Origin of the sequence: Leptolyngbya sp. NIES-2104 (assembly GCF_001485215.1) — a bacterium.
GTDB lineage: Bacteria > Cyanobacteriota > Cyanobacteriia > Leptolyngbyales > Leptolyngbyaceae > Leptolyngbya.
Genome location: NZ_BBWW01000001.1, coordinates 3,733,628 through 3,752,097, shown reverse-complemented (window position 1 = coordinate 3,752,097; position 18,470 = coordinate 3,733,628). Strand labels below are relative to the sequence as shown.

General features: G+C 48.7%; 14 protein-coding genes. 4 read left to right on the top strand and 10 right to left on the bottom strand.

Features of this window, described 5'->3' with window-relative positions:
• Positions 1-279: 279 nt before the first annotated feature.
• A complete protein-coding gene (locus NIES2104_RS17750; protein ID WP_058999605.1) occupies positions 280-2,757 on the bottom strand; it encodes a phosphoketolase in 2,478 nt (825 codons plus the stop codon).
• 361 nt (positions 2,758-3,118) lie between these two features.
• Between NIES2104_RS17750 and NIES2104_RS17745 the strand changes: the two genes are divergently transcribed.
• Positions 3,119-4,147, top strand: a complete 1,029-nt coding sequence (locus NIES2104_RS17745; protein ID WP_058999604.1) for a serine/threonine-protein kinase — start codon at positions 3,119-3,121, stop codon at positions 4,145-4,147.
• Here the strand turns inward: NIES2104_RS17745 and crtC are convergent, their stop codons facing one another.
• The 7 genes from crtC to NIES2104_RS17710 form a co-directional block, all read right to left on the bottom strand.
• A complete protein-coding gene (gene crtC, locus NIES2104_RS17740; RefSeq protein WP_058999603.1) occupies positions 4,148-5,023 on the bottom strand; it encodes a cyanoexosortase C in 876 nt (291 codons plus the stop codon).
• A complete protein-coding gene (locus tag NIES2104_RS17735) occupies positions 5,023-5,631 on the bottom strand; it encodes an HpsJ family protein (protein WP_058999602.1) in 609 nt (202 codons plus the stop codon). The genes crtC and NIES2104_RS17735 overlap by 1 nt, the downstream gene beginning before the upstream one ends.
• A 188-nt stretch (positions 5,632-5,819) precedes the next feature.
• Positions 5,820-8,678 (bottom strand): UPF0182 family protein, encoded by a 2,859-nt coding sequence (locus NIES2104_RS17730; protein ID WP_082690026.1) that lies wholly within the window; start codon positions 8,676-8,678, stop codon positions 5,820-5,822.
• Positions 8,679-9,018: 340 nt separating this feature from the next.
• On the bottom strand, positions 9,019-9,561 hold the full coding sequence (locus NIES2104_RS17725) for a DciA family protein (RefSeq protein ID WP_058999601.1): 543 nt from the start codon (positions 9,559-9,561) through the stop codon (positions 9,019-9,021).
• Positions 9,551-10,507, bottom strand: coding sequence for an adenosylcobinamide-phosphate synthase CbiB (cbiB, locus tag NIES2104_RS17720; protein WP_058999600.1), 957 nt, complete (start codon positions 10,505-10,507; stop codon positions 9,551-9,553). The genes NIES2104_RS17725 and cbiB overlap by 11 nt, the downstream gene beginning before the upstream one ends.
• On the bottom strand, positions 10,497-10,943 hold the full coding sequence (locus tag NIES2104_RS17715; protein ID WP_339375145.1) for an RrF2 family transcriptional regulator: 447 nt from the start codon (positions 10,941-10,943) through the stop codon (positions 10,497-10,499). Before NIES2104_RS17715 ends, cbiB begins: the two co-directional genes overlap by 11 nt.
• Before the next feature lie 277 nt (positions 10,944-11,220).
• On the bottom strand, positions 11,221-11,523 hold the full coding sequence (locus NIES2104_RS17710) for a hypothetical protein (protein WP_058999599.1): 303 nt from the start codon (positions 11,521-11,523) through the stop codon (positions 11,221-11,223).
• 218 nt (positions 11,524-11,741) lie between these two features.
• On the opposite strand from NIES2104_RS17710, the gene NIES2104_RS17705 reads away from it, so the two are divergent.
• From NIES2104_RS17705 to NIES2104_RS17695, 3 genes are read left to right on the top strand one after another with little or no spacing between them, the layout of a single operon-like run.
• On the top strand, positions 11,742-12,578 hold the full coding sequence (locus NIES2104_RS17705) for a metal-dependent hydrolase (RefSeq protein ID WP_058999598.1): 837 nt from the start codon (positions 11,742-11,744) through the stop codon (positions 12,576-12,578).
• Positions 12,579-12,583: 5 nt separating this feature from the next.
• Positions 12,584-13,651, top strand: a complete 1,068-nt coding sequence (locus NIES2104_RS17700) for a dipeptide epimerase (RefSeq protein ID WP_058999597.1) — start codon at positions 12,584-12,586, stop codon at positions 13,649-13,651.
• Between the two features lie 2 nt (positions 13,652-13,653).
• Positions 13,654-14,700 (top strand): DUF1611 domain-containing protein, encoded by a 1,047-nt coding sequence (locus tag NIES2104_RS17695; RefSeq protein WP_058999596.1) that lies wholly within the window; start codon positions 13,654-13,656, stop codon positions 14,698-14,700.
• Positions 14,701-14,779: 79 nt separating this feature from the next.
• On the opposite strand, the gene NIES2104_RS17690 is transcribed toward NIES2104_RS17695, so the two are convergent.
• Positions 14,780-16,501, bottom strand: coding sequence for a diflavin flavoprotein (locus NIES2104_RS17690; protein ID WP_058999595.1), 1,722 nt, complete (start codon positions 16,499-16,501; stop codon positions 14,780-14,782).
• Positions 16,502-16,627: 126 nt separating this feature from the next.
• The gene (locus NIES2104_RS17685; protein WP_058999594.1) at positions 16,628-18,364 is read right to left on the bottom strand and encodes a diflavin flavoprotein; all 1,737 of its coding nucleotides are present in this window, start codon (positions 18,362-18,364) and stop codon (positions 16,628-16,630) included.
• Between the last annotated feature and the right edge of the window lie 106 nt (positions 18,365-18,470).

Here is an 18,470-nt window from a genome sequence, read left to right as displayed (position 1 = left end):
CGTTTCCAGAATTGCTAAGTACGCGAAATTTGAGATTTAGAAGCCATGGCACCCTAAGACCTAACACTCTGCGTCATTTTGAGAAGTTATGTCAACCAGTATAAGATTTTGTAATGACGTTCCACGATCGTGAATGTGTCGCAAGAATAGCGCGATCGTGTTTGTTGATCATACGCAGAGGGTTAGAAATACAAGTGTTATTTCACACAAAAGGTCTCCGAATTTTCCGATCATCGAAGACCCTAGGGGATTCATTAAACCATCTTGAACCAAGATTTCCTAACGTCCAGATTTGGTCGTGTCGTCATCACCTTGGGTGGATGAACCGCTTTTAGTTTGCGGAATCACCGTTTTTCCAGTATTACCACGACTGTAATATCCCCATTTCCATTCTTCAACCTCTGGCATATCTTCCCCGTGTTCGACAATATAACGTTTGTGTTCCGTCAGTTTATCTCTGGCGATTTGTTTGACATACGCCCCTTTCGTTAATAAGTTAGGCACACGATCGATCACATCCATCACCAAATGGAACCGATCCAAATCATTCAGCACCACCATATCAAACGGGGTCGTCGTCGTTCCTTCTTCTTTGTAGCCGCGAACATGCAGATTACCGTGATTCGTGCGGCGATACGTGAGACGGTGAACCAAATACGGATAGCCATGAAACGCAAAAATGATCGGCTTATCCGTCGTGAAGATCGAATCAAAATCGCGATCGGATAATCCATGTGGATGCTCTTTCGGCGGCTGCAATGTCATCAAATCCACAACGTTCACTACTCGAATCTTTAATTCTGGAAAGTGATAGCGCAGAAAATCAACTGCTGCTAACGTTTCCAGAGTCGGAACATCTCCCGCACAAGCCATCACGACATCGGGTTCAATGCCCCGATCGTTACTCGCCCATTCCCAAATTCCGACACCTGCCGTGCAATGTGCGATCGCGTTTTCCATATCCAACCACTGCAATTGCGGCTGTTTTCCAGCAATGATCACATTCACATAGTGACGACTCCGCAAACAATGATCTGCAACCGATAACAATGTATTTGCATCTGGTGGCAGATAAATTCGTGTCACCGTTGGCTTTTTATTCAGCACTACATCAATGAATCCGGGGTCTTGGTGCGTGAATCCATTGTGATCTTGTCGCCAAACGTGTGAAGTTAACAGATAGTTCAACGACGCGATCGATCTTCTCCAGGGAATGTGCCGACACGCTTCTAGCCATTTCGCATGTTGGTTAAACATCGAATCGACAATGTGAATAAACGCTTCATAGCACGAGAAAAATCCATGCCGTCCTGTGAGCAAATAGCCTTCTAGCCAACCTTGACACAGATGTTCGCTCAAGACTTCCATCACGCGACCATCGAGCGCGATGTGGTCATCGTTCGGCAGAATTTCGCCTGTGAAAACGCGATCGGTTGCTTCTAACACGGCATTCAATCGATTGGAATTATTCTCATCCGGCGACATCACCCGGAAATTCCGATGCTCCGCATTTAGACGCATTACATCGCGTAAGAATTTTCCCAAAACTCGCGTCGATTCGGTTTCCACTTGTCCAGGAGAATCAACCGGAACTGCAAAATCCTCGAATTTGGGCAATTTCAGCGCTTTGAGTAATACGCCACCGTTGGCGTGAGGATTTGCTCCCATTCTGCGATCGCCTTTTGGTGCAAGTTCTGCGAGTTCAGGCACCAGCTTGCCCTTCTCATCAAAGAGTTCCTCTGGCTTATAGCTCCGCATCCATTCTTCGAGCATTCTCAGATGCTCCGGTTTGCTTGCCATCTCAGACAGCGGAACTTGGTGCGCTCGATAAGTATTCTCGATCTGAACCCCATCGACGATTTTCGGACCCGTCCACCCTTTCGGCGTTCTCAAAACTATCATTGGAAACTGTGGACGCTGCTTAAATCCGTGTGTTCTCGCTTCTCGTTGAATCCCTTGGATTTCCTGCACAATTTCATCGAGCGTTGCCGCCATCAATTGGTGCATCGTTGCGGGATCATCACCTTTAACAAAATAAGGCTTGTAGCCGTAACCCATGAAAAGATGCTCTAATTCTCGATCGCTTAGTCGCGCCAAAACAGTCGGATTCGCAATCTTGTAGCCGTTCAAATGCAGAATCGGCAACACTGCCCCATCTCGTTCTGGATTAATAAACTTATTCGAGTGCCAGCTTCCCGCTAACGGTCCCGTTTCCGCCTCTCCATCTCCGATCACACAACACACGAACAAGTCCGGATTATCAAACGCCGCGCCGTAGGCATGAGCGATCGAATATCCCAACTCTCCGCCTTCATGAATTGATCCCGGTGTTTCTGGGGCTGCATGGCTCGGAATTCCACCCGGATAGGAAAACTGAGTAAATAGCTTATCGAGTCCTTCTTCGTCTTGGGTAATGTGTGGATAAAACTCGCTGTAAGTTCCTTCTAGATAAGTATTTGCCACCATTCCGGGTCCACCGTGTCCCGGTCCAGCAATGTAAATCGCATTCAAGTCATAACGGCGGATCAAGCGATTGAAATGCACGTAGATAAAATTCAATCCCGGTGTTGTGCCCCAATGTCCGAGTAATCGGGGTTTCACATGTTCAATCTTTAAAGGTTCTTTGAGTAAAGGATTGTTTCGTAAATAGATTTGTCCAACCGACAGATAGTTCGCAGCACACCAGTAGGCATTCATCTGACGCAGTTCATCCGGACTCAGTGGAGTCTTGACGGGAGCGGAATTTGCAACGGTCATAAACCTGATTGGATAATAGGTGCGCCTTAGTGTGAAAAACTCTGTGAATTTCCGTCTCTGTCAAGGGAGAGAAATCGAGCGGAGCACGAAGTTTAAAGATTTGCCTTCATGCCGAAGAACGCTCCTAAACTGGAGAAATATCGAATGGTTAGACCAAATCACTCTGTTAATGCTACAGATCTCTCGCCCCCTAAATCCCCCATTCTGGGGGACTTTGAAACCTAAAACAGTTTTGACTTCTAGAGAGATTTCACACTCAAAATCCCCCACTCGTGGGGGATTTAGGGGGCTTCCAAGATTTGTGACGCTCAAGAATCACTTTGGTATTAAACACTCCGATCGCTGATTTGCATGGTGCAACATGAGTTTTTCTACAACCCCTTCCCCACTGCAAGCCGATCTGACGCAATCCGGTGAATTGTTGCACGATCGATACAGCATCAGTCGCCAACTCGGTCGGGGTGGCTTTGGAATTACCTATCTTGCCCGTGATGTTCGCCTTCCCGGAACGCCCCGCTGTGTGATTAAACAGCTTTGTCCCAAAGTCCAAAGTCCGTCAGCCCTGAAAAAAGCTCGTCAACGATTCGAGCAAGAAGCTAAAGCCTTGGCAAAACTCGGTAGCCATTCTCAAATTCCTCAACTGCTCGACTATTTTGAGATCGATGGAGAATTCTATCTTGCTCAAGAATTTATTCGCGGTCGGACACTCGCGCAAGACGTGAGTAAGATCGGTGTCTGGACAGAAGCCGCCGTGAAGGAATTTCTCAAGGAATTTTTGCCGCTGTTGCAATACGTTCACAGCCAGCGAGTGATTCATCGCGATATCAAACCCTCGAACATTGTGCGCTGTCGAGAAGACGGACGCTGGGTTCTGATTGATTTTGGAGCCGTGAAAGAGCGCGTTGCATTCTCTGACCCGCATTCTCGATCGCTTGCGACGCATTTTGTCGGCACGATCGGGTTTGCGTCTCCCGAACAGATTGCCATGCGTCCGGTGTATGCCAGCGATATTTACGCGCTTGGAGTCACTTGCCTATATCTGTTATCAGGGCGAGTTCCATCTGAACAAGACTACGATCCTTATACGGGTGAGATTTTGTGGCAGCATCTCGTTCACGTGAGCGATTATTTTGGGCGAATTCTCGACAAGATGCTAAAAGCGGCAATGCGCGATCGCTTTCAATCCGCTGATGATGTGTTCCGAGCCTTGGAACTCGAAGCCCATCTCGATACCTTACGTCCCTGTCTAAGCCATCATCCGTTGTCTCAAGTTGAATCGGTTTCGGGCAGTGATGAATTTATTTCGCCACTGGTCAGGACTGCGATGGCGATTCGAGCCTGGCAAGCCCGACTGGCAGCAAGACAAGCAAGAGATCAGGAAAATTCTTGATTAAGACTTCTTGGGGTCTAAAATCGGCTGAATCGCATAGTGATAAAGCGTGAACAAGATCCCCGAAAAGATTTGTCCGCCGATCGTGCCATGCCAAAATTCAAACGATTCTTTTCCCCAATACACCGCTGCTAACACCATCACTGCAATGCGGAACACGTTCAAAATCACCGCCATTCCGATCCCGATCGCAATTAATTGAGCGATCGCCCATCCCCGGACTCGAAACGCTAACCCAATCATCACCGCCGAAATTGCCACTACAAGCGACATCGAAAACCCATCACAGCCCGAAGCCACTTCAACACTTCCCGCAGGCAAAATCAAGAATTCCTCTTGTCGTGTGATCGGTTGTCCGATCGCTTTTAACACCCAACTGCCGCCCCAAGCCATCCATTCGGCTAGAGCATCCGACGGCACAAAAACCGCCCAAAGATGACGAGCGATTCGCTCCCAGTTCGGATGCAGACTCGCAGAAAGTAACGCGATCGCAACCCAGTATCGCCGCAGAAATTTCCATCCTTGATCGCTTAACACCCCACCGACCAGAATGACAACGCAGCTAAAAAACTGAGGTGCGATCGCAGGATAATACGAGTAGAAAAGCGCCAAACCTCCCAGCACTAAACCACTTCCAAGCCATTGATCTTCGATCTCCGGTTCGTTTCTGTTGCGCTGATGTTTCAACTGTCGAACCGCTAACCCGATCGCCAAAAGGCTCAAAATTGGCTGAGGAATGCCCCCGATCTGAACTCCCGCGCCACGAGTGAACAAGGTGGGAAGATAGACTCCGATTCCAAAGGTCGCGCCCAGTAGCAGAATCCAGTTGTGAATCGATCGCAAACTCGATCGCAGTTCCAAAAAGTCTCTACGCATTAGTGTCTAAACAAGTACAGCCCGTAGCGTCCTAGCATCAGAAGCGTCACGCCGATCACCGCAAAGTTGCCCACGCTCAAGAAGCCACTTTTGAAAATGCTGTTATTGGCGGCTTGTTTTGCTGTTGTCGTTCGAGTATTTAACTGTTGCGAGGCTTGCTCTAGTTGTTCTGGAGTCACTTTTGCAGCCGCATTCGGATTTTCCTGAATCGCTTGCAGGCGGGAACTAATTTGTGAAGCTTGTGACCCAATGCGATCGAAGGCTTGTCGCTGTAAACTCAGGCTGTCTTGTGCCACAACTGGACAGAACAGTAAGAAGGCAATCCCGATCGCGAAACACATCAAAGCGATTGATCGCAAAACTTTCCGCCGTTCGACTCCGTAAATTAGCAGCGCCAGACCGAATAAAACAACGATACTGCGATCGCCAATTTGTTGCAGCGTTCCCAGTCGCCAACTCGCTTCACCCAGATTCACCGGGAAAACGACGACTAGAAAATCAACGAGAAAGGCAATTAAACAAGCCGACCCAACAATTCGACACAGCCGTTTGGCGCGAGACGATTCGACATCTGAACCAAGCGCGATTTTTTTAGAAGTAAAAGTCATACAACAGAGACGCAAAACAAATTTCTACTCACTCAATTTGGTAGTCTGCGCCGAATTCCCTGATCGTGAAATTTTCAGATGATGCGAACGATTTAAACCACATCCACGTAATTTTACCAACGTCATTTTGGCGATCGGTAAAGATCACGTAAACTTCATCCAGATAAAGTCGTAGATTTACGGGCGGTCTACTGAGCACTCGTAGGAGGTTCTACAGGACGAATAATCGCCGGGGTAGGAGTCACATCCGGACGAAAAATGGCTCGAAGCGATTCTTCTAAGCTTGGAGTCATGACAATGCGATTTTCGTAAGCGACGACGACACGAACGAGCGTCGGTAAACTATTTTGCTCGGCTTCGAGATAGATCGGTTCGACATACAGGAGTGATTGCTCGATCGGCACGACTAAGAGATTCCCCTGAATGGCTCTTGAACCCTGACGATTCCACAGCGAGATTTGTTGTGAAATCACCGGATCTTGATTGATTCGAGCTTCGATCTGTTCGGGTCCGTACACTAATCGTTCTTTTGGGAACGTGTACAGCAGCAATCGCCCGTAATTTTCGCCATCCGATCTCGCTGCTAACCAAGCGATTAAATTTGTGCGGGCTTGCGGTGTGTAAGGCAGTAAGAGAATGAATTCTTCAAATGGAACAGTCGGTAAGCTTGTAATCAGATAGTAAGGTTCGACGAGCCGCGATTCGTTGCCGTAGACTTCACTAGCGATTTTCCATTGGTCTTCGCGGTTGTAAAAGACTTGGGGATCGGTCATGTGATAAGTCATGAGTCGATCGGACTGGATTTTAAAGAAGTCTACCGGAAAGCGAGTATGCTGCCTGAGGCTTGAGGGCATGGCACTGAGCGGCTTGAACAAGGTTGGAAAGATTTTTGACCAAGTTTTGATGATCGGATCGTTGGGGTCAGCGATATAGAAATTCACCGAGCCATTGTAAGCATCGATCGCCACTTTGACGGAATTGCGGATGTAGTTGATGCGGTCTTGAGTCGGTTCTGAGTAGGGATAGCGATCGCTCGTTGCATAAGCATCAACAATCCAATAGAGATAGTTTTCAGTTGAACTTGTTTGATTCGGAGTACTATCCGCTGCAACGAGATAAGGATTGCTGTCGTATTTCAGAAAGGGTGCGATCGCTCGAATTCGCTGATTGATATTTCGTCGGATCAAGACTTTCGTTTCAGGTAAAAATTCTCGCGTAACCAGCAATCGCCAATCTTTCAGGTAGGTCGAAAATAAAGCCCGTCGCCACCAGGAACCGATCCCAATTCCGCCGATCCCGTCATAGCTGTTATACGTATTGTCGCTGCCGCTTGGGTAGTCTAATTCTCGCTGTCGCGTTCCGGTCATCACATGGGTGTCTGTGATTTCGCCGTAGTAGATTCGAGGTCGCCCGATCGGAATACTGTTGCGAATTGCTTCACTAGAAGTGACTAACGCGCCACCGTTCGCATCACCGATGTCTTTGACGAAATATTCTGGAAGTCCGCCCGCTCCTACGGTATTAACTGGGCTAATCGTAAAACCGTAACCATGGGTATAAACTAAGTGGCGATTCACCCAGGTTTGCGCTTGTTCTGGAATGGCACTGGAATCTAATTCTCTTGCAGCAATTAGAACTTGGCGGCGTTCGGTCGGGGCGTTGGGTCTTTGAGTAGGCGCTTCGGTTTGGAGGGTATAGCGATCGAGATCGGCATCAGGAAATCGATAATACAGCCGGATTTGTTGCAGTTGGCGGTTAGTATCGAGCAGCGGTCTTTGATCCCACAGGCGGATATTTCGGATCGTCAGTTCGTTTGCTTCGATGTCTGCTTCTCTGAGTCGTCCTTGCGGATTAAAGGTTTGAACATCGATCGCATCGAGTCCAAACGCTTGTCGAGTCAGGGCGATCGTTCTTTCGATGTAAGGCTGTTCACGCACAAGTTCATTCGGTTGAACGATCAGATACTGGACAATTTCGGGCACGACAAGGCTGAGAATTGCCACACTGCTATAAATCACTAATCCAATGCTGACCCAGCGACGACGTTTGGAGTACGATCGCCAAAAAATCCAACGCCATAGAAGATAGAGTGCGATCGCAAACGCGGTGATTCCTAATGCAATATAAGCGGGCAATTGGACATGAACATCGGTGTATCCTGCTCCATAAGTGACCCCACGCGACGAGTACAACAATTCATAACGGCTCAGCCAATAGCCGAATGCCACCGCAAACATAAATAAGCTACCGACTCCGAAAAGATGTCGCTGTTGTTCCGGTGAAAATCCTGGAAATCGTCCTTCACTCAAGCTTTTTTCTGCAAGTAGATAGCTTAGAGCAACGGAAACTAAACCATACAGGGACAATGCTACCAACCACAGTGATAGTAGTTCTGCAACTGGAAACGTGAAAATATAAAAGCTAATTTCTCGATCGAACAAAGGTTCTGTTGCATTAAATGCAGTCGGATTAAGAGCTTGCAATACCGCGATCCAACGCTGTGAGATTAAAAAACCTAAGAGAATGCTGAATACAATTGCGATCGCAGTCAGAAAAAATTGCGGATAGATCAAAATCGCGAGAATGAGTACGATCGCGATTCCAACGTACCAAAGATTTACACTCACTTGCAGAGCGATTTGCCAAATTGCACTGAGATTGAACAGTGACACATTGGTTGCAAGATCGCTCTGCCAATATTGCCAAGCGAGTTGACCGTAGTGAATCAGCATCAATCCGATCAAAGCGCTCAGAACAACAGTGAGCGGAAGTAATGCTCTGAGTTTGAGAGCGGCGATCGTGTTTGGTGCTTCAGCGTCGTCTTTTAGCTGTTCGACGGTTCGGAGATTGAGGAGAAAATAAGCGATCGTCACTCCGGTTACGATGAGCCAGATCAATCCTTGGGTTGCAGTTCGCACTAGGAAAACAGGGAGATATCCGACTTCCTGAAACCAGAAAATTTCTGCGCCAAATTGGGCGAGAAGATTGGATAAAATCCATCCACCTAATGCGATCGTGAAAACCTTTAATAGAATGTTTTGAAACACAGCTTTAAGAGAGTGTTTGATACGTGATCGTTTGACGCATGACTCGCCCCGGCATGGAATGAACGACGCGTTTCAAACATTCGCTAAGAGGATGTTTGAAACGTTGTCGTTCGTCGCACCGTCCCGCCCTGAAATGAATTTCGGGCTAATCGGCGCAAGTTCTTTTCAAAGGACTAAGAACTTGAGACTGGCTCCCAGTCTACTTCAGTAGACTTTCCACGATTAGCCCGAAATTCATTTCAGGGCGGGAGGCAATCGAAGCGAAGAGACTTTTTATACTTTTCAAACATTCGCTAAGCCCGGAACATTTGGCTGTTAGTGTATCGCGGATTCTAATCGCCTAACATTTCGCTGCACAAATCGCACAGACCGACCAGCGATCGAGTTCTCCAGGCGGGGTCGGACTGCCACACTCAGGACAAAGCGGTAAATGTTGAGCGCGACTTTGCACGATCGACGACCAGCGATCGAACGAACTTTTCGCATTACTAAACAATGCCAACTGAGTCTGAACTTCCGAAGATTGCTCTGGAATGCGGCTTGGATGACTTTGCCAGGGGTCAGATTCTACCGGAGTTTCCGCTGTTTGAGGTCGCCATTGCACCGTCGAAAATCGGACATCGCTTAGATCGATCGCTAATCGTTCCCGAATTTTTTTCAACAGCCTCGGACGTTCAAACACCAGCGTCTGAGTCCAAACCGGGCTTTCTGTAGCGACTTCTAAAATGTTGCGCTGAATCGCAGTCGGTTGAGCATGATCCGCGATCGCGTCATTGACGATCTCATGCCAAATCTCCAGAATCCGCTGGAGCTGCTGGCGTTCTGAGGATTGATAATGCGGCTCGATCGCGCCTAAAATCGCGTGTAGTCGTTCAAATGACATAGTGCAGGAACAATCCAAAAAATAACCAAACCAGAAAGCACGATCGCGTTAAGTTCATCGCTTGGTGAATGGTGTCGATCGTAATCGGTTGCAGCGGATCACCTAACAATGGTTTTCGCTTCTCCACGCCCCGATAATAGTTCACTCCGCCCACCTGCACACCGAGACTGGCAGCATAAACACATTCACTCCATCCCGAATTGGGACTCGAATCTTGTGGAGCATCTCGCTGGCACACGTTCCACACACGGAACGGCTGACCCGAAATCAAGCCTAACGTAAACACCGTTAAACGACAGGGTAGCCAAGTGAGAATATCATCAGTCTTAGCGCTAAACCATCCGAAATCTGTGTAAGGCGCTTCTCGATAGCCGATCATCGAATCGAGCGTACTCGCGGCTTTAAATGCGATCGCCAATCCCACACTTCCCACAGGCGTAAATGATCCAACCAACGCATAAAACAATGGAGCCATCACACCATCGACAGCATTTTCAGTCACCGTTTCGAGAATGGCTCTGAGAATTTCCGATCGCGATAAATTTTCCGTATCGCGTCCCACATACAAACGCAATCGCGATCGCGCTTCATCTAAATCATTCAACACGCCTAATACTTCTTCCGCCGCTTTTCTCAAACTGCGTCCGGCAAAACAACTGGCTAAAAGCACCATCGCGATCGCCATTCCCAATCCCGGATGAATCAACTTCGCCAGTTCGATCATTCCGAACGCGATCGCAGCACTGCCGAAAATTAACGCGATCGTTAAACCAGCCCCCAAAATCCGAAGCGCGACAGAATTCTTGGTCAAGCGAAACGCGATCGTTTTGAACTGTTCGATCGTCCATCCCATCACCTGTACCGGATGAATCCATCCCCACGGATCACCGATGCAAAAATCGAGTACCGCTGCCCCGATTAAAATTCCGCCTGCATCAAACCACAAAGCTCGCCTCTTCTCCCTGCGCTGCCTGCCAACTGCGTGCATCGTAGTATAAGTCCTCTAGCGAAATGCTGTACAGCGCATCTTGTAGCTTCTTGTACAAGCGATTCCACACACTAAAAGCGACCCAATCTTCCGCTTGAGCATCATCGGGCGTATGACGCGACAGAGGTTCTACACTTTCACCAACCGCTGCCAGAATTTGCCCAAGCGAAATTTCTGCTGGATGTCGGGCAAGTTGATAGCCGCCTTGTGCACCGCGAATCGAGAGAACAAGCCCCGATCGACGCATTTCGATTAAGAGCTTTTCTAAATACGGTGCAGGCAGATCTTGTCGATCGGCGATCGATTTTACGGAAGCAGGTCCATAGTCAGGCTGAAAACACAAATCGAGTAATGCCTTCACGCTGTAGTGTCCGCGTGTGGTCAGCTTCATCATATGGGAAATCGAGAATGCTCAATTCCCTTAGCCTATCAGGAATATTAGGGTGTGTTTTAGAGTTTTTTCCGCTGCGTTGTTCACCCGCCCCGGAATTCCATTTCGGGGCTGACAGTGCGAAGTCCACCGAAGGGGACTAAAAACCAAACGGAATCTCTTCAGTCCTTTTCAAAGGACTTCGTACGATTAGCCCCGAATTCTATTCCGGGGCGGACTGACAACGAAGCGAAGAATTTCAGCACACGCTAATTTCAGCACACGCTAATTTCAGCACACTCTACGGCGATCGCTGTCCCGTCCAGCGAGTCGAACTGCTCGATCGCTCTTGCAGTGATTCCGCCCAGTAGCCTTTCGATGTGTCAGCCGGAATGCGCGTCATCGCGACCTCCTGTATAGGTGGCAACGTCTGAGTCTTCAGAGGAAGATTACGGTTTTGAGAATACAGGCTCATGGCAGGACTCGGACGAGAAGCAACCGCTGGCGAAGCAGCCCGAATTGCCAACCCGACCAAACTACCCAGCGAGGCAAGCCAGCCCGCAAGCGCAGCAACAATTAACCACTTTTCAACGGTCTGATTCATCCCTCGACTCCGCAAACCACTCAATTAGGAAAGAACTTACGTAGCAAACCCACTTGCAACGGACATCAGAGGCGCTTAACTTCCCCAGATTATAGCTCGATCGACGAAAAGATCAAAAGTTTCGTTCCATTGTCAACCGTAAAGTTTGGCAAATTTCTCCGTGATCGCTCGGAATTTCGACTAGAATCCGATGTCTCGAATTAGCAACAGATTCGGTTATGAAGCTCAAACGATTTTTTCAAGTTCTGATCCCCGCAGCGATCGCGATCGTCGTATTCCTTTTCAGCACGACGATCCCCGGAACAGCCGCCCCCACTGGCAAAACTCAACTCTATTGGTACGGTCAATCTGCATTCAGAATCACTACACCGACCGGGAAAATTCTTCTGGTTGATCCGTGGTTGACAAATCCAGTGAATCCGAACGGTAAAACAGATTTGGCAAATCTCAATCGGGTGGATTTGATCTTGATCACACACGGACATTTTGATCATGTTGGGGATGCGATCGCGATCGCTAAAAAAACGAATGCGCCTTTAGTGAGTACTGCCGATCTAGGACGTGCATTAACAACGGTTGGCTATCCTCAAAACCTCGTGCCAATGAACACTCAGGGTAATTTTGGTGGGGAAATTAGTCTGTTAAACAATGAGGTCAGAATCGCATTTATTCCAGCGATTCATAGTTCAGCGGTGGCATCAGATGGAAGTCCCGCCCAGTTCGCGGGCAATCCAGGCGGATTTCTCATCACAGTGCAAAATGGTCCGACGATTTATCACACAGGCGATACGGACGTTTTCGCGGATATGTCTTTAATTCCGCAGTTTCGGAAGGTCAATGTCATGTTGGCGTGTATCGGCGATCGCTTCACCATGGGACCCCAACGAGCGGCAACTGCGGTAAATTACGTCAAGCCAGATGTGGTAATTCCGATGCACTTTGGCACATTTCCAGCCCTGACCGGAACCCCACAAGCGTTTCAAACCGAACTCGATCGCCAAAAAGTGAAAACCAAACTTCAAGTGATGAAAGTCGGTCAAACTGTTCAACTGTAGTCCCAATGCAAATTCAGATTCAGACTTTCACCGTTCACAAGCGGTTTGCGCTCAAAATCAGTCGAGGCACAACGGCTCAAACAACTAATATTTGGATCAAAATCGAGCAAGATGGCATCGAAGGATGGGGCGAAGCTTCTCCGTTCTCGATCGGAGAAAATCCCCAAACCACAGAAACGATTGCTCGTTCTCTTCAAGCGATCGCGCCTCTGCTCAAAGCAATCCATCCGCTTGAACGGCAACGCCTCGATCACTTGTTTGCTCAAGCGAAACTTCCCTCAGCCGCACGAGCCGCGATCGATATTGCTCTCCATGATTGGCTCGGAAAGTCGGTAGATTTACCGCTGTGGAAACTGTGGGGATTGGAGCGCGATCGGATTGTCCCGACTTCAGTCACGATCGGAATCAACACCCCCGAAGGTGCAAAACAACGAGTCAAAGACTGGCTTGGTAAAGGAACCGTCGAATCACCGCTCCAAGATATTCAAGCGCTGAAGGTCAAACTGGGCAGCCCTGAAGGAATTGAAGCAGATCAAGCGATGTTTGAAGCGGTGCAAGAAGCGGCTCCGAATATTCAGCAAATCAGTGTGGATGCGAACGGTGGCTGGACGGTTGAAACCGCGCTGAAAATGGCGCATTGGTTGAGCGATCGACAAGTGACTTACATTGAACAACCGCTACCGAAAGGACAAGAAACAGAACTCACAAAACTGTTTTACCTTTCACCATTGCCCATTTTTGTCGATGAAAGTTGCTTTACGAGTCGATCGATTCCGGCGTTGTGCGATCGCGTTCACGGAATTAATATCAAACTGATGAAATCCGGTGGTCTGAGTGAAGCGCTCCGAATGATTCATGTTGCTAAAGCGAATGACTTGAAAGTTATGTTTGGGTGTTATTCCGATAGTGCTTTGATGAATAGCGCGATCGCGCAATTATCCCCGTTTGCAGATTACTTAGATCTCGATAGTCATTTGAATTTGATCGATGATCCATTCGTCGGTGCAAGTTTCCAAAACGGTCGGGTGATTCCTAGCGATCGTCCGGGAATCGGCGTAACGCTGAGGAGATAATCATGTTGCAATCAAGCGATCGCGTTGCGGTTTTATTACACGATGGCATTCAAGGGACACAAGGTAAAACCGGGCTGACTTTTACTCGATATCGGTCTGAATCAGTTGTCGCCATCATTGATCAGCAGACCGCTGGACAGTCTTTTTCAGCCTTAACTTCGATTTCGTGTGAAGCTCCAATCGTCAGTTCGATGCACGATGCTTTGAGCTATCAGCCAACCGTGTTATTGATTGGCATTGCGCCATCGGGCGGAATTTTACCGGAAGCTTGGTTGGGTGAGATTGAACAGGCGATCGAGTCAGGAATGTCGATCGTGAATGGTCTACACACCGCTTTATCTCCTCGATTCAAAGACCAATTAAAACCGGAACAATGGATCTGGGATATTCGCCAAGAACCACCAGGATTAAAAGTTGGCAGCGGTGCGGCACGATCGCTCTCGAATTTGAGAATTCTCACGGTCGGAACGGACATGAGTATCGGCAAAATGTCTACCAGTCTGGAACTCGATCGAGCGGCTCAAAAGCGAGGAATACGATCGAAGTTTCTCGGCACTGGACAAGCTGGAATGATGATTTCTGGTGATGGCATTCCGCTCGATGCGATTCGGGTCGATTTTGCTGCGGGAGCCGTTGAACAGTTGGTGATGCGTTACGGCGATTTTGATTTGCTCCACGTTGAGGGACAAGGCTCGATTTTTAATCCAGCTTCGACTGCAACCTTACCCTTACTGAGAGGATCGCAACCGACGCATTTAATTTTGGTGCATCGAGCCGGACAACTACAGATTCGGACATTTCCGCATGTTTCGATTCCGCCATTGAAAACTGTGGTGCAAGTGTATGAAACATTAGCGGCAGCAGGTGGATCATTTACGCCCTGTAAAGTTGCAGCGATCGCGCTCAATACCGCACATTTAGATCAAGATGCGGCATGGAGAGCGATCGCATTAATTCAGGAAGAAACGAATCTGCCTTGTACCGATCCGGTTCGATTTGGGGCGGATATTCTGTTGGATGCGATTTTGAATTGTGAACCCGCACGATAGAACCAAAATGAGCAATAACTGTGGGGCAGGCATCTTGCCTGATCCCCAGCAGCGGGCATCCTGCCCGCTCCACAATCTATCAATAGGCGGTTGCTGTCTTCCGATGCTGAACCGCTGTCACACCCGTTGCCTCTAACACCTTGCCATTCTCAACCGTCGCATACAGCAACCAATGATCACCGCAATTCATCCGGCTTTCGACTTTGCATTCGAGATAAGCCAGCGCATCCAACAAAATTGGACACCCATTCGATGCTGTTTCGGTACTGAGTTCAGCAAAGCGATCTTCTCCCGGTGCAGTCGCTCTTAAGAAATTCCGCCGCACGTTGCGCCCTTCCTTGAGAATGTTCAGCACAAACGGGATTTCTGCTTGATCTAAAACGCCTTCTGCTCGATCTTTCGGAATCGAAATCGTAATTCCTGGCGGCGTAAAGGTCGCTTGAGACACCCAAGAAGTCAAAATCCCAAACGGTGCGCCGCCTTGATTCGCAGTAATCACGCAAAGCGAACCGATCACCCGTCCGATCGCTTGTTCGGTGCGATCGCTTTGTGCTTCCACGGCTCCTTGTCTCGGTGCTCTGACTTTTTTCGTTTTCTTCAACGCTTGAGCAAATTCGGTTCCCGCTGCTTCACACTGTTGAATCACTTCATCAGTTGGCTTGAATTTGACCCGAATCGTATCGAATCCGAACGCAAATCCAGCATCTTGCAGTCGGCTTTCGAGTAAGTCGATCGCTTCTCCACTCCAGCCATACGACCCGAACACACCCGCAATTTTCGTTTTCGATGCGGTCGAAAGCACCAATCCAAGCGCTGTTTGCATCTGGGTTGGAGCATGTCCGCCGAGCGTGGGAGAACCAATCACAAAACCATCGCATTGTTCGATCGCGGTTGTAATCTCATTTGGATCAACTAACTCACAGTTAATCGATTCGACTTTGATTTCGGAATCAGTCAGACCTTTCGCGATCGCGTGTGCTACCGATGCCGTATTTCCGTACGCAGAAGTATATAGCAATGCGACTGAAAGTTCCTGGGTTTTCTGCTGTTCGCACCATTCGAGGTATTCGAGCTTTAGGCGGCTTTGACTGTAACGGACGATCGGACCGTGACCAACCGCATACCATTTCGGGCGAAATCGAGCGAGTTTGTCGATCGCATCTTCCACTTGTTTCGATTGCGCCGCATGCAGACAATCGAAATAATAATGTCGATCGTCGTCAAGCTGTTTCCAGTTCTCATCAAAAATCGCGTCATCGCAAATGTGAGCACCGAACAGTTTATCGGTGTAAAGAATTCGGGTTGCGGGGTCAAACGTGCAAATGCCATCGACCCATCGCGGTGTCGGCACAAAGGCGAACTGTAGCTCATGACCTTTGCCTAAATCGAGGACTTCTTCACCGCGCACCGCCGTAATGTTTAGCGATCGATTCGGAAATGCTGCTTTGAGCGTATTGGCGGCAGGACGAGAACACACGATCGTAATTTGTGGCGCAATCTCTAGCAGTCGCTCGATCGTTTCAATTCGGTTGGAATTGACGTGACCCAGAATCAGATAATCCAGCTTTTGAAAATACTGGTGATTGTGAAGTTCTTTGAGAAAAATATCGGTGAATGAGCCACCCGGCGGATCGATCAGGGCGTTTTTGTCTGCCTGAATCAGATAGCTGTTTGCAGTGGTGCCTTTTTGTCGTGCGTATTCGACTTCAAATTTCAGGCGATCCCAAGTGCGCGATCGTAGAATCCAAGTATTTTGCGCGATTTCGGCGACTTGTACGTCTCTGGGTTTGGTCTGAAGCATGGGGGAGGAGGGGTAGGGAGTGGGGGGTAGGGGAGTGGGGGGTTGATGGGTTTCGAGTGGAGATAAGCGGCAGTTTGCAAGCGGGAGAACTAAAACTGTACTCCCCACTCTCACCCCAACTTCACACTAATAGTGATTCCCCACCTTCCGATGGTGAACCGCAGTTAGCGCATCCGCCTTCGCGACTCGTCCAGCCGTCACAGTACTGTAAACAATCCAGTGATCGCTACATTCCATCCGGCTCACGACTTCGCATTCCATATATGCAAGCGCTTCTGCCAAAATGGGCGATCCATTCATCGCCGGATACGTCATGACATCCGCAAATCGATCGGCTCCCGGCGCAAATCGCTTTAAGAAATGCTTCATCAAAGTCTGATACTTACCTTCTTCGAGCGCATTCAACACAAAGCGATCGCCAACGTGCAGAAACGATTCGATCGCTCGATCTTTTGCCACCGCGATCGAGACTCCCAATGGTTCAGAACTTGCCTGTGATACCCAAGAAGCAAGCATCGCGCTCGAAATGTCGCCTTTTTTGGCAGTGATGATGTACAGACCGCCACTGATGCGACCGAGTGCCTTATCGAGTTCGTTATCTATCGCTTTCATTTGTTTCACAGTGCGATCGCGAGTCAGCCACTGTCCTAAATCGGTTCCAGACTCTTCACAGAGCTGGTAAATGGCTTCGGTCGGTTCAACTTCGATTTTGATTGGCTCAAATTTTTCCGTGAGTCCAATCTCGCGGAACTGATTCCGAATCGGGTACACGGCTTCATCGTTACCGCCTCCGACTTCAAACAGTCCAAAGTTCTGTTTGGAGTTTGCAGCAGCAAGAATCGTTCCGAGTGCGGCTCTAGCGTTTTCTGCGATTTCGCCAGTTTGAGGAAACATTCCTAGCACGATCGCGCTTGAGAGTTCGACCAATTCGCGGACATCTTGCGGCTCAGCCACTCGGAGATCCATCATTTCCACGGCAACCCCGGTTTTGGTAATTCCGGTGGCGATCGCTTGGACGAGTCGATCGCCGTATCCATGCCCTGAAACGTAGAACAATCCAACGGTTGTCGTCGCTTTGGCTTGGGTTTGGCTCCAGTCTTGGTAGCGTCCAACCAGTTCTTCGAGGTTGTAGCGCAGTAACGGACCGTGACCTGTTGCGATCGTGGTAATCTCCGGCAGTTCCTTGATACGTTTAATCGCACCGAGAACCGATCGAGCATTCGGAGCCATCAGACAGTCGTAGTATTGACGAAATTCGGCTTCGAGAATGTCCAGATCTTCGTCATAGGTGTGATCGTCGCAGAAGTGCATTCCGAACGCATCACAGGTAAACAGCGTTTGAGTCTTGTGGTCGTAGGTGAAAATGGTATCGGGCCAATGTAAGTTTGGAGCCGAGACGAATTCGAGTTCGTGACCGTTGCCCAAATCTAAACGATCGCCACTCTTCACAATTTTGCTCTTGAACGGTTGATGCACCAAGTTTTCGAGGAACTGAATCGCGACTTTGGCAGCAACGACGGTGATGTCAGGATTCAATTCGAGGACATCACGCACGAGACCGCTGTGATCCGGTTCGGTGTGGCTGATGATGAGATAATCGATGTCCTGTGGATCGATCAGTTCGTTGAGCGCATCAATGTAGAGTTCGCGAAATTTGGCGTGAGAGGTGTCAACGAGTGCGATCTTCTCACCGCGAATTAGGAAGGAATTGTAGGTCGTGCCGTTTTCTAGTGAGAATTCGATATCAAAGCGATCGCGATCCCAGTCGAGCGATCGAATCGTGGTGGTTTCCGGTGCGATGTCGCTCGTTTCGGTGGTGAGACGAACTCTCGATCGAGCGGGGCGAGAAGCAGAAGCGACCATAAACGATCTCCCAAAAGTGGTGTGTACGGTTAAACATTTCTCTTATAGTTTGATTTTCGCCTGTTGTATCTCGATTTGTAAAGTTTCAATAAGTAAGCTTACCTAT

Excerpts from the sequence above, each read along its gene's own strand:
- NIES2104_RS17750 (WP_058999605.1), bottom strand. The coding sequence starts at position 2,757 with ATGACCGTTGCAAATTCCGCTCCCGTCAAGACTCCACTGAGTCCGGAT.
- NIES2104_RS17745 (WP_058999604.1), top strand. The coding sequence starts at position 3,119 with ATGAGTTTTTCTACAACCCCTTCCCCACTGCAAGCCGATCTGACGCAA.
- crtC (WP_058999603.1), bottom strand. The coding sequence starts at position 5,023 with ATGCGTAGAGACTTTTTGGAACTGCGATCGAGTTTGCGATCGATTCAC.
- NIES2104_RS17735 (WP_058999602.1), bottom strand. The coding sequence starts at position 5,631 with ATGACTTTTACTTCTAAAAAAATCGCGCTTGGTTCAGATGTCGAATCG.
- NIES2104_RS17725 (WP_058999601.1), bottom strand. The coding sequence starts at position 9,561 with ATGTCATTTGAACGACTACACGCGATTTTAGGCGCGATCGAGCCGCAT.
- NIES2104_RS17715 (WP_339375145.1), bottom strand. The coding sequence starts at position 10,943 with ATGATGAAGCTGACCACACGCGGACACTACAGCGTGAAGGCATTACTC.
- NIES2104_RS17710 (WP_058999599.1), bottom strand. The coding sequence starts at position 11,523 with ATGAATCAGACCGTTGAAAAGTGGTTAATTGTTGCTGCGCTTGCGGGC.
- NIES2104_RS17705 (WP_058999598.1), top strand. The coding sequence starts at position 11,742 with ATGAAGCTCAAACGATTTTTTCAAGTTCTGATCCCCGCAGCGATCGCG.
- NIES2104_RS17700 (WP_058999597.1), top strand. The coding sequence starts at position 12,584 with ATGCAAATTCAGATTCAGACTTTCACCGTTCACAAGCGGTTTGCGCTC.
- NIES2104_RS17695 (WP_058999596.1), top strand. The coding sequence starts at position 13,654 with ATGTTGCAATCAAGCGATCGCGTTGCGGTTTTATTACACGATGGCATT.
- NIES2104_RS17690 (WP_058999595.1), bottom strand. The coding sequence starts at position 16,501 with ATGCTTCAGACCAAACCCAGAGACGTACAAGTCGCCGAAATCGCGCAA.
- NIES2104_RS17685 (WP_058999594.1), bottom strand. The coding sequence starts at position 18,364 with ATGGTCGCTTCTGCTTCTCGCCCCGCTCGATCGAGAGTTCGTCTCACC.